Genomic DNA, 13,469 nt, shown 5'->3' with positions numbered 1-13,469 from the left:
TTTGGATATCTCACCCTGCTGTTGCAGGGATTGGTTGGCGAGCGCTGGGCAAACCCGTATGAGTTAAGTTTGTGTAACTTTTGCTGACCGGGGGCAAAAACTTATACGAATGGTGAATTAAGCCCCGTCGATGAGATCTTTGCGCGCGCGTGAAACACGCGAGCGAATCGTGCCAACGCGAACGCCAGCAATTTTGGCGGCTTCCTCGTAGGTATATCCCAACACTTGCGTCAGGATGAGCGCTTCGCGGCGGTCTTCCGGTAACGCGTCAATCAACGCGCGCGCATCGATCCATTCCGCCCAGGCAGTGGAATTTTCAGGCGAAGCCGCATCAGCGGTCGCATCTTCGTACTCGGTAGCTGATTTCCGAGGCCTGGCCATGTCATGGCGGATATTGTCTACCCACACACGCCGGGCTAAAGAAAGTAGCCACGTCCTAGCGGAAGACCGTGCTGCAAACCGGGGGAGGGCACCGATGACGCGCAGATAAGTTTCTTGGGTGAGGTCATCAGCGATTTCCGGCCCACCCAGGTGGGCTAAAAGACGCCACACGTCATCTTGGGTAGAGCGTATGAATTCAGTGAGCGCTTTGCGATCACCGCGACCGGCTTTTAAAGCCAGCTCGGTAACTCGCGCATCATCGCGCTCATGATTGGAATTCACCCATATCAATCTACCAGCCGCATTGGGGGTAATCCTTATGGTGGTGTGCCCGGCAAAAATGTGGCGAAAAATGCCACAGATTCTGGTTTATCTGCAGTGATACGGAGATCTTTTCAATCGTTAAGGTGAATATTGGGTAAAACGTATGAATCTCCAGTTATTGTTTGCCGAAGTTTATAAACGTGGGTAGAATCGAGGGCACCCAAGACAATCAACCCGACGATTTAGGAGCACATATGTCTGCTGCTGATGAAGTATTGAACAAGGGTGAGCGCGTAGCTGGCCAGGGCAATTCAACTAGCCCATCTGGACAGCCCGTTCCATCCGAGAACACCTCGATCACCGCTGGCCCACAGGGTCCAAACGTTCTCAATGATATTCACCTCATTGAGAAGCTGGCTCACTTCAACCGTGAGCGCGTCCCAGAGCGCACCCCTCACGCAAAGGGCCACGGCGCTTTCGGCGAACTGCACATCACCGAAGATGTTTCCGAGTTCACCAAGGCAAAGCTGTTCCAAAAGGGCACCGTCACCCCAATGATGGTTCGTTTCTCCACGGTTGCTGGTGAGCAGGGCTCCCCAGATACCTGGCGTGACGTTCACGGTTTCGCACTGCGCTTCTACACCGAAGACGGCAACTACGACATCGTGGGTAACAACACCCCAACCTTCTTCCTGCGCGACGGCATGAAGTTCCCAGATTTCATCCACTCCCAGAAGCGTCTCGGCCGCAACGGCCTGCGTGACGCAGACATGCAGTGGGATTTCTGGACTCGTACTCCTGAATCTGCACACCAGGTCACCTACTTGATGGGTGACCGCGGTACCCCTAAGACCTCCCGTCACCAGGACGGCTTCGGCTCCCACACCTTCCAGTGGGTAAACGAAGAGGGCAAGCCAGTTTGGATCAAGTACCACTTCAAGACCCGTCAGGGCTGGGAGACCTTCACCGATGCTGAGGCAGCGGAGATGGCTGGTAAGAACGCTGACTACCACCGTGAGGATCTGTACAACGCGATCGAGCAGGGCGACTACCCAATCTGGGACGTCAAGGTTCAGATCATGCCTTTCGAGGATGCAGAGAACTACCGCTGGAACCCATTCGATCTGACCAAGACCTGGTCCCAGAAGGATTACCCACTGCACGATGTGGGCTACTTCGTTCTGAACCGCAACCCACGCAACTTCTTCGCTCAAATCGAGCAGGTTGCTCTGGATCCATCCAACTTGGTTCCTGGCGTTGGCCTGTCCCCAGACCGCATGCTGCAGGCACGTGTCTTTGCTTACGCTGACCAGCAGCGTTACCGCATCGGTGCGAACTACAAGCAGCTGCCAGTTAACCAGCCACTGAACGCTGACAAGGTCAACACCTACGAGCACGAGGGCTCCATGGCCTTCCTGTTCAACAATGAGGATGACCCTGTTTACAGCCCGAACCGCTACGGCAAGGGTGCTGGCTACCTGGATGACGGCGAGACCTCTGCACAGCCTAACGGTCAAGCATCCGATCTCTATGTCAACCCAGACCCACACGGCACCGACTTGGTTCGTGCACCTTACGTCAAGCACCAAGACGATGATGACTTCATGCAGGCGGGCATCTTGTACCGCGAGGTCATGGATGACGGCGCTAAGGAGCGTTTGGCAGATAACATCACCAACGCAATGGCTGGTGTTTCTGAGCAGGTTGAGCAGCAGGTCTACGAGTATTGGACCAACGTTGATGAAAACCTCGGCGCTCGCGTTCGTGAGCTGTTTGCTTCCAAGAAGTAAGAGCACTTACGGTGCGCCTTGACCATTAAGGCGCTGGTGGTCGATAAGTTTTCATCTATGACTTCTCGTACCACCCGCGCATTATGGTCGTTGCTTTTGACCGTGCCCATTATTGTGGGCGCGGTTTTCGCGTTTTCTACGTCCTGGGAACCATCCCAGGCATGGTCAAGTGGGGATGACGCCACCGGCGCACCGGCGGACCAAGTAACGGCAGAAGATGTGGTCAATGCGCGCAGGGCAGCCGGGGAGGCACAGTCGCAGGCGGGATTTTTGGTCTCCGGAGCCGAGCAGCTTGCCGATGGCACCACGCAGCTTCGTGAAGGGGCCGATGAATTAGGGCCTGGCGTTGACCAGTTGGTTGAAGGTGCGCAGGCGCTCAGCAATGGCATGACCGAGCTTCAGGCCGGTACCGGACAGCTTGGCGATGGCGCATCGCAACTGGCGAACGCAGTTGATTCGGCCGTTAACCAAGTAATTGGTCTTGGAGCCGTACAAGGGCAGCTCCTAGAAGCTGTGGAGTCTGCTGAGCATGATCTCAAGGGCGTAGATTCTAAAGAGGCCAAAGAAGTGCGCGGGGCGATTGCTGACTTGAAGCGGCAATTGGAAGCCTTTGATGTTGAAGCAGAAGTCACTGATCCTCTAACGGAGCTGCAAAATGGCTCCCGTGAACTGGCTAATCAGCTTGATGTGCCAGGCTATGCCTATCACGATGGTATCTACTCGGCGACGCAAGGCAGCCAGGAACTACTGGCAGGATTACAAGAATTGCAGTCGGGTACCGGTGTTCTGACAGATGGTTCGCAAGAGCTTTCCGATGGCGCCGACCGCATCAAGTCCATGGCGGACTTAAATAAGAACAAGGCAGATGCCGTGCAGCGCGCGCTACCTGCCGTGCAGGCACCCGCGGCAGGCGAAGTCAGCGAAGAAATAGATCCGGAACTTGCTGCTGCGGAAGAAGACATCACTGGTGCTTTGAGTCCCGTTGTAGCGATGCTGCTTGCTGCCTTGGTCATGCTCGGTGGCGCGGCACTGGGCTGGGCATGGGCAAGCCGCATAGGACGACCAGTCGTCACCTTGATTATTGGCACGATTGGCCTGGTCGCGGCAGGCACAATGTTGTTGTGGATTCTGGCAAGCGTGATTACCCCAGTGGGTCTTATCCTGGGTGCCGGCTTGATAGCGCTGGCGTCTTTGACCTCAACGGTTATCACGCATGCGATCTTGGCGCGCATGAAAGTTACACCGGGACTCATCACGGCTGCGATTGCTGGCATCGTCCAGCTAGGGCTTGTCGGCTACGTTTGGAAGACCGCCACCACCGGTGAGATCGGCACCATCTGGCAAGTACTCGCCAACCTCACGCCGTTGAACTGGGCGACCACGGGTCTAATCTCTGCTGGAAATGAGGGCAGTGCGACCATGCTGTGGACCTCAGCCAGTGTGCTTGCTGCCGTGGTAATCCTCGGGTTTGTCGTTGTTGCAGTAACCCGCAAGCCAGCGCAGGTGTCGGAGGGAGGCGCAGCATCTGTTGCCTAATTAAGGCGCTTTGATGTGCTCGGGTTCTTCGTAGAACTCGGTCGGGATTGGCCGCGGAGTCGGCTCTTGCGCTCGGAATGCTTTTAGCACCGGGCGCCAATTTTTTGGATTAGTGTCATACTGCTCAATCTCGCCGGTCTCGCGGTTGACCAGAGTCGGCCCGATTGAGTTATCTGGACGGCTCGGGCTAAACAGCCAATGTGTGTCGGTCTCTGCTGCGCCTGCGAGTGGGCCGCGGTGCTGAAATACTTTTTCTACAGCTTCATCAAAGGTAATCATCGTTATCCACCTTAGTATGAGTTGGTGATGTGGCCTTGGCTAAATCTGTGGAAAGCATCGAAATAGCAGTAATTCAATAATAGGTTGCTGTGAACGGTGCTATAGGTTGGACTCGGCAAATTCACCAGTGCTAGTGTGGTCATTGCTCACGTAGTCCGCTTAGGGGGCGGACTGACGGTTTCTCCAATCCGTTGTGAGTGATAGGGAATAGGGCGGCGCCGCAGCTGTAGGGATGCGGCGCCGTTTCCTTGTTTTTCATCAGGATGGGCAGTGAAGCTTCGCTGTAAGGAAGCTAACAATCGGGGGCGAAAGGGCTAGGGCTTCCAGAACTGAATCGGTGCAGAAAATGTGCGCATGGCGGCCGCATGCTTATTTATGTACAGCAGTTTTGCTTTCTTACTCAAACGTTTAAAAGATAACCGAAACTGTCAAATCTCGGGGCGCGTGCTACACGCCCGCGTTATTTGTGACTCTATGCACGGGTTTAATATTTCATTTCTGCGCCCACAGTGCGTAAGTTAGCGCGGTGATAGTACCAGTAGTGTGAATGGAATTTTATATGCAAACGCCCTTGGGTCTGACCATCATGGGTCTTTTGATTATCGCTGTGACCGTCGGAATCTTAATCCGCGGAAAAGCCAACCCGATTATTCCTATGACGCTGGTCCCTGCGATCGGTGTCTTCCTTTTGGGTTATGGATTTGAGGACCTTGCAGACTTCTATGAAAGCGGTCTTGGGTCTGTGATGAGCGTCGTGGTGATGTTCATCTTTGCCATCATCTTCTTTGGGATATTGCAAGATATCGGGCTTTTCACTCCGGTGATTAAATCCCTCATCGTAGCCACGCGCGGCAATGTCATGCTGGTGACTTTAGGTACCGCTGCCATCGGTATCGTCGCACACCTCGATGGTTCTGGTTCCACCACGTTCCTGCTGACGATTCCAGCACTCTTGCCGCTGTACAAAGCCATGAATATGTCGCGCTACGTGCTGTTGACCATCGTGGCGATGGCCGCATCCGTGATGAATATGGTTCCGTGGGCAGGTCCTTTAGGGCGTGCCGGTACGGTTATTGCTCAAGACCCGAACGATATCTGGATGCACCTCATCCCTATTCAAGCTGTCGCAGCAGTGTTGGTCCTCGGCATCGCGGCGCTACTGGGCTGGTCAGAAAAGCGTCGCATCGCAAAGCTTCAAGCATCTGGTGAATTCCAAGGCACCACCGAAGTTGACGTCGCATCGTTGGCTGCTGATTTCCAAGCACGCCAGGAAAAGATGCAAGAGGAAGACGGCTACCACTTCCGCAAGGGCCGCGTTATCACCATTATCAACATCGTGGTGGCGCTTGCCGTGCTGGTGAGCTTGCTCTCCGGTCTGTTGCCACCAGCACCTGCCTTCCTCATCGCGACAACGATTGCCTTAGTCGTTAACTTCAAATCTGCCGGCGATCAGTCTGAAGCCCTCAAACGTCACGCGCCGAATGCATTGTCCATGGCTGGTGTTATCTTGGCGGCCGCAATGTTCTTGGGCGTGCTCAATGAATCGGGCATGCTGGAAGAAATCGCACTCATGTTGGTTTCCATTTTGCCGGCTGCCGTGGGACCTTACCTACACGTCATCGTTGGGCTGCTCGGTGTTCCACTAGACCTATTGACCTCAACTGACGCTTACTACTTCTCGGTGTTGCCGATTGTGCAAGAAACCGTGGCAGCTTATGATGTCACCGGCCTCGGTGCTGCTGCAGCACTGATTATCGGCAACGTCATCGGCACCTTCGTCTCGCCGTTCTCCCCAGCACTGTGGCTCGCGCTTGGACTGGCCGGCGCTCAGATGGGCAAATATCTCAAGCTCGCTTTCCCAATTGCGTGGGTACTGTCGGTAGCGATGGTGCTGGTGGCATTCTTTACCGGAATGCTGGTCTAAATTCGGAATTGTGAAAGACCAGTGGCGTTTGTTCGGCGTAGCTGGCAGCGTCGAGGACTTCGAGCACGGCGAGGGTGTGGTCGCCGGTGGTGATTTCCTCGACCAGGCGAGTGGTGAAGGTGGCGGTGGAGCCATCGATAAGCACGGCGGTGCCGTCCGCTGTCCACGAAACACCGTCGAAACGTTTATCAGCCGGGCCGGCGAGCTGACGGATAATGCCAGCATGCTCAGCCGCGAGAGCAGAAATCCCGATGGAACCAGCCTCGCGCAGGCGCGGCCACGTGGTGGAAGTGTCCTGAATGGACACGCCGACCAGCGGGGGATCGAGGCTAAGCCCGATGAAGGAGGCAACGATCATGGAGGTCGGTTGGGCATCGACAAGCCCTGCAACCGCGGTGATGGGGGTTGGAGCCTGCGCTAGAACTGGGCGAAGTGCGATGGGTGAAAAAGTGGTAGACATGATACTTCCTTAGGTGTTATTCGAAGCGGGCATCAATCTGGTCTGCGAAATTGAAGCTTTCGGGGAGGACTTCAGCGCGCTCAAATGCGCCGATGAGGTCATTTTGAGAGTCGATTACTGTTTGGTCGAGCGGGATTTGCAGGCGTGTGCTGCGGGTATTAATCTTCGCGGCTTCTGCATCCGTGCCGGTTTCCTGCGCGAAAATCTTCTCCCATTCCTCCGGGTTGTCTTTTGTCCACTGATAAGCACGCTCGATGCGCTCAAGTAGGTCATCGATGGCTTCGGCGCGGGGGTCATCGGCAAGCGCGGCGTCACTTGCGATACCAAAGCCGTAACCATTGGACACCCCTTCGGCGGTAACCAGCGGCACAGCCCCGCCGACTTCTGCGATGGCGGTGTACGGATCCCACACCGCCCAGGCATCCACCTGGCCGGACTCGAAAGCACTCTTCGAATCCGCGGGCTGCAGGAAGTTGATATCAACGTCTGAGACATCCACCCCGGCTTTCTCTAGCTGCAAGACCAAGTGGCCATGCGCACTGGAGCCACGCGCGACCGCAACACTTTTGCCCTTCAAATCCTGCACGGAAGAAATATCTGAATCTTGAGGGATAAGGATGGCATCGCCTTTAGCCTCATTGGAATAGGCCGAAACCACCTTGGTTTTGGTCAGCCCGCCAACAATCGGCGGCGTATTACCCGTGACTGCGAAATCAATCTGGCCAGCGTTCAGTGCTTCAATCTGCGGTGGGCCAGAGGTGAATGTAGACCACGTGATGTCATAAGGCAGGTCATCCAATTCGCCTGCGGCGGAAAGAATTTTCTCCGTGCCGGCGATTTGGTCGCCGACCTGCAGCGTGATGTTTTCTGCGTCAGAGGTAGAACCCCCGGCAGGTGAGCACGCAACCAACGACGTTGCGATAAGCCCTGCGATAGCGGTTACGGATAGTGGTTTATAAATCTTGTTCATGAGGTGACCTTCAAAAGACGGAGGAGTTCAGCGGTGTAGTGGGCAAATTGTGGATTGTTGCGTTCGCGTGGGGTGGGCAGCTCGATGTTGATTTCAGCGGAGATACGTCCGTCTTCGAGCAAAATCACGCGGTCGGCCAGAGCAACGGCTTCGGCGACATCGTGGGTGACAAGTAAGACACCGAAATTGCGCGATGCTGCGGTGTTGAGTAGCAGTTGCTGGGCAGTGATGCGAGTGAGAGCATCGAGCGCACCAAAGGGCTCATCCAGCAACAGCAATTCCGGGTTGCTAATTAATGCCCGTGCTAAAGACACCCGTTGCGATTGCCCGCCGCTTAGCGTCTCTGGCCAGGCGGACTCGAAGTCTTCCAGCCCAACTTCTTTGAGCAGGGCTGCGGCCTCATCGCGTGCTTGCTGTTTGGAAATTGCTGTCCGGTTGAGTCCTGCCGTGACATTGTCTATGACAGAAAGCCAGGGGAACAGGCGGGGTTCTTGGAACGCTACGGCTGGATAGCCTGCGACCTCCACCGAGCCGGAGTGCTCGGGGATAAGGCCCGCGAGAATCTTCAATATCGTGGACTTACCGGAACCAGAGCGGCCAATAAGTGCTACGACCTCGCCCTTATCGATGGAGAGATTGATATCTGTCAGGACCTCGCGGCTTCCGAAGGACTTGCTCAATCCGTGCACTGTGGCAGCTCGCGGTGTTTCTTCGAGTGCAGTGGTTGCAGTTTTGATGGGTTGTTGTAACTGAGTGGTCATGATGTTCTCCTTTTCTGGATGGAGTTGCTTTGTGGGTATTTAGTGGATTCGGTAGCGGAAGACGTGCTTTTCCCAACGGCGGATAAGAGCGTCCGTGAGAAGACCTAGGGTGGCGTAGATGATGAGCCCGAAGATGACGACGTCGGTGCGGTAGAAATCGCGGGCGTTGTTGATCATGAAACCCAAGCCCTGGTTGGCATTGACTTGTTCAGCGACAATCAAGGTCAGCCATGCGGAAGCTGATGCCTGGCGAAGTCCAACGAAAAGTGCTGGTGCAGCACTTGGCAGAATGACTGTGCGGAGACGTTGACTGAAGCTAAAGCCCAAGACGCGGGCAGTTTCTAGTAGTTTCGAGTCGGCCTGGCGGAAACCCGATGCGGTGTTGAGATACAGCGGGAAGAGCACGCCGAGTGCGATGAGAAGGACCTTGGGCAGCTCACCGATGCCGAACCAGATGATAAAGAGCGGAACCAGGCCTAAGTGGGGAAGCGCGCGGACTGCTTGGAGCAGGGGATCTAGAGCAGCGTCGAAGAAAGAAGAGACGCCGACGAGTAGGCCAAGCCCAATTCCGGCGATGGCGCCGATGAGAAAGCCAGTGATCACACGTTGAGTAGAAGTGGCCAGGGCGATGGCGAGCGTGCCATCAGTTAAGACTTCCCAGCCGGCGGCAAGAATTGTGGTGGGAGCAGGAAGGATTCTTTCTGGAATAAGTCCCAGTACGCTCAGCAGCTGCCATGCTAACACAGCGATGAGCGGGGAGAGAACCCGGATCGAAGCCTTTGGGATTGTGGGCACTTGCGGAAATCTAGGAACTCGAGTGCGGGTGACGGAGTCAGTTGAAGTTGTCATTGGTTATCCATTCGATCGTGAAGTTTGCTAGCGGACGGCGAGGGTCTGCGGGATAAACGGAGTGGCGTCAGTAGTGGACGTTGTTTCTGGACGGGAGTGATTTTTAACGTCAATCCCGCGGGCTAGCAGGTGAGGAACAACGCCTTCCCCGAAGTGGAAAGCTTCTTCCAAATCTGGGTAGCCAGAGAAAATGAAGTGCGAGAGGCCAAGGTTGGAGTATTCGATGATGCGGTCAGCAACTTCGGAGTAGGAGCCGACTAAGGCAGTGCCCGCACCACCGCGGATAAGGCCGACACCAGCCCAAAGGTTGGGGTAGATTTCCAAGTCACGTGCGGTGGTGTCTTTGGTAAAGTCTGTGCCGCGACCGTGGAGAGCAGACATCCGGCGCTGCCCCTCGGATTGAGATGAGGCGAGACCGGCTTGGGCAGCGTCGACTTTTGCGGGCGTGATGCCATCGAGAAGCTTTTCTGCTACTGCCCAAGCTTCAGCAGAGGTATCGCGTGCGATGACGTGGAAACGGATGCCATGCTCGGGGCGGCGGTCGTGCTCGCTGGCCAGTGTATTTATCCAATCCAGCTTTTCTTCCACCGCTGTGGGTGGTTCACCCCAGGTCAAATAGGTATCGGAGTAGCGTGCGGCAACATCGCCCGCCGGTTGGGAAGAACCACCGAAGTAGATGGGCGGGATAACCTCCGGCGGATTATTCAGAACCGCGTTATCAACCTGCAGGTGCTTGCCATGATGGGTGACGGTCTCACCGCGCCATAGTCTGCCCACGATATCGAGGAACTCTCCACAGCGTTCGTAGCGCTCGGCTTTGTCCAATGAATCCCCGTATGCGCGCTGCTCGCGGTCCTCACCACCGGTGACCACGTTGATAAGCAGGCGACCTTCGGAGTGACGCTGGAAAGTAGCGGCCATCTGTGCGGACAAGGTGGGAGAGACAAGCCCTGGGCGCAAGGCGACGAGGAATTTCAGGCGTTCGGTGGCATCGATGAGCGCGGCATCGGTAAGCCAAGCGTCCTCGCACCACGCGCCGGTGGGAGTGAGGACCGATTCGAAGCCATTGGTTTCAGCAGCTAAGGCCAGCTGCTTGAGGTAGCGAAGATCAAGCGTGCGGGATCCGGCGTGAATGGCTGAACCGTGGCCGCCGCCAACGATGCCTCGTGAGTCTCCGGATGTGGGAAGGAACCAGTGAAATGTCAATGTCATGGCAAGAACATAAACAGACCATGCAGTCTGCCCGCTAGGATTTAATCCGTCCTGAATCAAACTCGTCCGGGAGAGGCTCCTGGAGTTTTGTGGGGATTTATTCACCGCCACTAGACCGATCTGTATATCTATCTAGCTGGTAATATTATATGTAGTGGAAACTTTCTTTGGGCTTGGTGGGAAAATGATAGACAACTGGGTCTATTGTTTGAGCCATGACCGTTGTCCAGGAAAGAGTAGCGAAGAAGCCGCCGAGCGCTTTGGGGGCACTGCATTTTCAGTTGCCCACCAATGTGCACGCTCGCGTGTTGCATCAGGTGCGCACGTTGGAGCTGCCTACCCGCGGAATGCTGCGGGAGACCTTAGGCATGTCGCAGCCGAGCGTGACGCGGCATGTCCGCGCGCTGATTGATGCTGGCCTGGTGGAAGAGCGTGAAGTCTCCCACGATGAGCAACGCGTGGGACGGCCGGAGACAACCTTGGGCTTAGATGGCCGGCACATCGTGACGTGGGGGATTCATATTGGTGTCCACACCTCGGTGTTAACTATCGCCGATGGTGCTGGACGTTTGATTCGACAGCAAGACATTCCTTTGGCTACCGCGGATATCTCGCACACTCAGGCGCTGGACTATATTGCGCACCACGTGCGGGAATTGGGCTCCGATTTGCCGTCGCCAACGTGTGTTGGGGTGGCAGTATCAGCGAATATTGATCACGCGGGAACGGTGACTTCCCGTGAGTATGGCTGGGAAGGGGTCGATATCGCCAAAGAGTTGAGCCTGCGGTTGGGCTATGACATTCACGTGGGATCCGGTGCGGCAGCGATGGCTGCGCAAGAACTTCTCAGCGCGCCTTTAAGTGATAAGGACCCTGGTTCCACGCTGTATTTTTATGCGCGTGAGGTGGTCAACCATGCGTGGATTGTCAACGGGGCGGTGCATCGCCCGCATTCTGGTGCGACGACGACTGCCTTTCATGACTTAGCGCGCGGCAGCGGATTAGAGCACGATGGGCTGCACCCGCTGAGCGGGCAAGCTGCGGTCGCTGCTGCTCAAAAGGCCGGAATAAAAGTACCTTCCTATCGCGACTTAGTGCAGATATCCAGCACCAATGCCACCGCAAGGCAGCTTGTCGATGCCCGTAATAAGCTCTTAGTCGATGCCATCACCTTGGTCTTAGACATTGTTGATCCAGCATCCTTGGTTCTCGCTGGTGAGGCGTTTGTCATCGATAGAGAAGGTTTACGTGAAGCCGTATCGACGATCCGTGCGCGCCGGGCGACAGGGAAATTAAATATTAGTTTGGCTTCACCAGCGGTAACTCGCGATGCTGCGCGATTGACCGGAGTGTATCCGCTGTGGGCTAATCCGGCGCTAAAGGCAACGGATTAGCGAGAAAAGAGGAGAAGGTTAGCGAGAAAGCGCTAGAAAAGAATTTGGTCGGGATAACAGGATTTGAACCTGCGACCTCGTCGTCCCGAACGACGCGCGCTACCAACCTGCGCCATATCCCGAATATCGCAATCTTGTGCGGTACGAAGAAATTATAACGCCGGGGTGGGGTGCGCCCCCAAATCAGGAATCACGAATTTGGGGGTGAACTATTCTTAGCTACTGGGCTTTTTCGGTGATGCGCAGCAGTGTTGCCGAAGGGCGGCAGAAAATGCGCACCGGCGCAAACTTAGAGGTGCCTAGGCCATTGGAGACGTGCATCTTCATCGGGCCAAAGTCGTGCAGGCCTTGGACGCGCTTGCGGTCGATGCCTGAGTTGGTCACCAGCGCGCGGGAGCCAGGCAGGCAGATTTGGCCGCCGTGGGTATGGCCAGAAAGTGAGAGCTTGTAACCATCAGCAGCAAACTTTTCTAGCACGCGGGGCTCGGGGCTGTGCAGCAATGCGAGAGCAAGGTCAGCGTCCTGGTTCGGTGCACCGGCGATATCGGCGTAGTCATCCAAATCATGATGCGGGTCATCCACGCCAGCGACAGCTAGCCGCACATTGCCGACCTGGAATTCATGGCGGGCTTGGGTGGCATCGTGCCAGCCATGCTCCATGAAAGCCGCGCGCATGCCGCGCCAGGGCAAATCGACATAAGACGGTTCGCGCTTGGCGCCCCACAAGTATTTGAACGGGTTGACCGGCCGCGGAGCCCAATAATCATTGGTGCCAAAGACAAAAAGGCCCGGGTATTTCATTAAGGGGCCAACAGCTCGCAGGACATCGGGAACACCGGCTACATCGGAGAGATTATCGCCGGTATTGACCACCAAATCCGGTTCAAGTTCAGAAAGTGCGGAAACCCACTCAATTTTTTCCTCTTGCCCTGGAATCATGTGCAGGTCGGAGATGTGCAGAATCTTAAATTCCTTGTCACCGCGCAAAGTGCCTGGTTTTAGCAGCGGCACGGTTACTTCCTTGAGCTCGAATTTGGTCAATTCAGAGTAGCCCCACGCGGCCGTTGCAAGGCCTGCGAGAGCTGGAGTTAGGAGTAATGGCACTATTTTCTTCACGTAACCAGCCTACAGGGGTAAATTAGGAAACTATGAGTCAGTTAAAAGAAACCATTCGCGCAGACCTTAAGACCTCCATGAAGGCAAAAGAAAAAGAACGCACCGGCGCAATCCGTGCGCTTCTTGCCGCTATCCAGGCAGAAGAAACCACTGGTGCTCGTCACGAAATCACCGATGAAGACGTTTTGAAAGTCATCGCGCGTGAGATCAAAAAGCGCCGTGAATCCGCACAGATGTATGCGGATAACGGCCGCCCTGAACTGGCTGAGGCAGAGCTGGCTGAGGTGCCTTATTTCGAGGCATACCAGCCAGCGCAGCTCGATGATGCTGAGCTAGAAAAGCTTGTCGATGACGCGATCGCCGAAGTAGGCGCCGACTCCATGGCACAGATGGGCCAGGTCATGAAGATTGCTACCGAAAAGGCTGCTGGAGCTGTAGACGGCAAACGCCTCTCCGACGCAGTTAAGGCCAAGCTGAGCAGCTAGCGGGTTGAGATAAAGGCGGGCGCCAGAGGGAAAATCTGGTGCCCGCCT

At 55.6% G+C, this 13,469-nt stretch carries 13 protein-coding genes and 1 tRNA gene; 5 read left to right on the top strand and 9 right to left on the bottom strand.

The features are described from left to right. Positions 1-117: 117 nt before the first annotated feature. On the bottom strand, positions 118-663 hold the full coding sequence (locus tag C5Y44_RS02995) for an RNA polymerase sigma factor (protein WP_066840139.1): 546 nt from the start codon (positions 661-663) through the stop codon (positions 118-120). A 236-nt stretch (positions 664-899) separates the two neighbouring features. Between C5Y44_RS02995 and C5Y44_RS02990 the strand changes: the two genes are divergently transcribed. Both C5Y44_RS02990 and C5Y44_RS02985 read left to right on the top strand, forming a co-directional pair. Further along, positions 900-2,435: a catalase gene (locus C5Y44_RS02990; protein ID WP_066840138.1), complete on the top strand. Its 1,536-nt coding sequence runs from the start codon at positions 900-902 to the stop codon at positions 2,433-2,435. Positions 2,436-2,492: 57 nt separating this feature from the next. Beyond that, positions 2,493-3,971 (top strand): hypothetical protein, encoded by a 1,479-nt coding sequence (locus tag C5Y44_RS02985; protein ID WP_105323674.1) that lies wholly within the window; start codon positions 2,493-2,495, stop codon positions 3,969-3,971. Here C5Y44_RS02985 and C5Y44_RS02980 read toward each other — a convergent pair whose 3' ends face one another. After that, positions 3,972-4,250: a peptidase M23 gene (locus C5Y44_RS02980; RefSeq protein ID WP_066840137.1), complete on the bottom strand. Its 279-nt coding sequence runs from the start codon at positions 4,248-4,250 to the stop codon at positions 3,972-3,974. Between the two features lie 559 nt (positions 4,251-4,809). On the opposite strand from C5Y44_RS02980, the gene C5Y44_RS02975 reads away from it, so the two are divergent. After that, a complete protein-coding gene (locus C5Y44_RS02975) occupies positions 4,810-6,174 on the top strand; it encodes a CitMHS family transporter (RefSeq protein ID WP_105323570.1) in 1,365 nt (454 codons plus the stop codon). Here the strand turns inward: C5Y44_RS02975 and C5Y44_RS02970 are convergent. Genes C5Y44_RS02970 through C5Y44_RS02950 form a run of 5 tightly spaced genes read right to left on the bottom strand, consistent with a single transcriptional unit; the run spans position 6,155 to position 10,426 of the window. Continuing rightward, positions 6,155-6,634: a flavin reductase family protein gene (locus C5Y44_RS02970; protein ID WP_105323569.1), complete on the bottom strand. Its 480-nt coding sequence runs from the start codon at positions 6,632-6,634 to the stop codon at positions 6,155-6,157. The two genes, C5Y44_RS02975 and C5Y44_RS02970, sit on opposite strands and share 20 nt — an antisense overlap. A 16-nt stretch (positions 6,635-6,650) precedes the next feature. Beyond that, positions 6,651-7,604, bottom strand: a complete 954-nt coding sequence (locus C5Y44_RS02965) for an ABC transporter substrate-binding protein (protein ID WP_105323568.1) — start codon at positions 7,602-7,604, stop codon at positions 6,651-6,653. Continuing rightward, positions 7,601-8,365, bottom strand: a complete 765-nt coding sequence (locus tag C5Y44_RS02960) for an ABC transporter ATP-binding protein (RefSeq protein WP_105323567.1) — start codon at positions 8,363-8,365, stop codon at positions 7,601-7,603. The genes C5Y44_RS02965 and C5Y44_RS02960 overlap by 4 nt, the downstream gene beginning before the upstream one ends. A 39-nt stretch (positions 8,366-8,404) precedes the next feature. Further along, entirely contained in the window at positions 8,405-9,214 is an 810-nt protein-coding gene (locus C5Y44_RS02955; protein WP_105323566.1) for an ABC transporter permease, read from the bottom strand. A 27-nt stretch (positions 9,215-9,241) separates the two neighbouring features. Further along, positions 9,242-10,426, bottom strand: coding sequence for an LLM class flavin-dependent oxidoreductase (locus tag C5Y44_RS02950; RefSeq protein ID WP_105323565.1), 1,185 nt, complete (start codon positions 10,424-10,426; stop codon positions 9,242-9,244). 215 nt (positions 10,427-10,641) lie between these two features. Here C5Y44_RS02950 and C5Y44_RS02945 point away from each other — a divergent pair, with 215 nt between their 5' ends. Beyond that, positions 10,642-11,820, top strand: coding sequence for an ROK family transcriptional regulator (locus C5Y44_RS02945; RefSeq protein ID WP_105323564.1), 1,179 nt, complete (start codon positions 10,642-10,644; stop codon positions 11,818-11,820). A 45-nt stretch (positions 11,821-11,865) separates the two neighbouring features. Here C5Y44_RS02945 and C5Y44_RS02940 read toward each other — a convergent pair. Next, positions 11,866-11,942: transfer RNA gene (locus C5Y44_RS02940), tRNA-Pro, on the bottom strand. 97 nt (positions 11,943-12,039) lie between these two features. Beyond that, a complete protein-coding gene (locus C5Y44_RS02935) occupies positions 12,040-12,936 on the bottom strand; it encodes a metallophosphoesterase (RefSeq protein WP_105323563.1) in 897 nt (298 codons plus the stop codon). A 32-nt stretch (positions 12,937-12,968) separates the two neighbouring features. Between C5Y44_RS02935 and C5Y44_RS02930 the strand changes: the two genes are divergently transcribed. After that, on the top strand, positions 12,969-13,421 hold the full coding sequence (locus C5Y44_RS02930) for a GatB/YqeY domain-containing protein (RefSeq protein ID WP_105323562.1): 453 nt from the start codon (positions 12,969-12,971) through the stop codon (positions 13,419-13,421). The last annotated feature ends 48 nt before the right edge of the window (positions 13,422-13,469 follow it).

It is taken from the genome of Corynebacterium sp. J010B-136 (genome assembly GCF_002967075.1).
Taxonomy (GTDB): Bacteria; Actinomycetota; Actinomycetes; order Mycobacteriales; family Mycobacteriaceae; genus Corynebacterium.
The sequence above is the reverse complement of the archived record's forward strand: the minus strand, read 5'-3'. Positions and strand labels throughout refer to the sequence as shown.

Coding starts and splice junctions, on each gene's coding strand:
- C5Y44_RS02990 (WP_066840138.1), top strand. CDS start 900: ATGTCTGCTGCTGATGAAGTATTGAACAAGGGTGAGCGCGTAGCTGGC.
- C5Y44_RS02985 (WP_105323674.1), top strand. CDS start 2,493: ATGACTTCTCGTACCACCCGCGCATTATGGTCGTTGCTTTTGACCGTG.
- C5Y44_RS02980 (WP_066840137.1), bottom strand. CDS start 4,250: ATGATTACCTTTGATGAAGCTGTAGAAAAAGTATTTCAGCACCGCGGC.
- C5Y44_RS02975 (WP_105323570.1), top strand. CDS start 4,810: ATGCAAACGCCCTTGGGTCTGACCATCATGGGTCTTTTGATTATCGCT.
- C5Y44_RS02970 (WP_105323569.1), bottom strand. CDS start 6,634: ATGTCTACCACTTTTTCACCCATCGCACTTCGCCCAGTTCTAGCGCAG.
- C5Y44_RS02965 (WP_105323568.1), bottom strand. CDS start 7,604: ATGAACAAGATTTATAAACCACTATCCGTAACCGCTATCGCAGGGCTT.
- C5Y44_RS02960 (WP_105323567.1), bottom strand. CDS start 8,365: ATGACCACTCAGTTACAACAACCCATCAAAACTGCAACCACTGCACTC.
- C5Y44_RS02955 (WP_105323566.1), bottom strand. CDS start 9,214: ATGACAACTTCAACTGACTCCGTCACCCGCACTCGAGTTCCTAGATTT.
- C5Y44_RS02950 (WP_105323565.1), bottom strand. CDS start 10,426: ATGACATTGACATTTCACTGGTTCCTTCCCACATCCGGAGACTCACGA.
- C5Y44_RS02945 (WP_105323564.1), top strand. CDS start 10,642: ATGACCGTTGTCCAGGAAAGAGTAGCGAAGAAGCCGCCGAGCGCTTTG.
- C5Y44_RS02930 (WP_105323562.1), top strand. CDS start 12,969: ATGAGTCAGTTAAAAGAAACCATTCGCGCAGACCTTAAGACCTCCATG.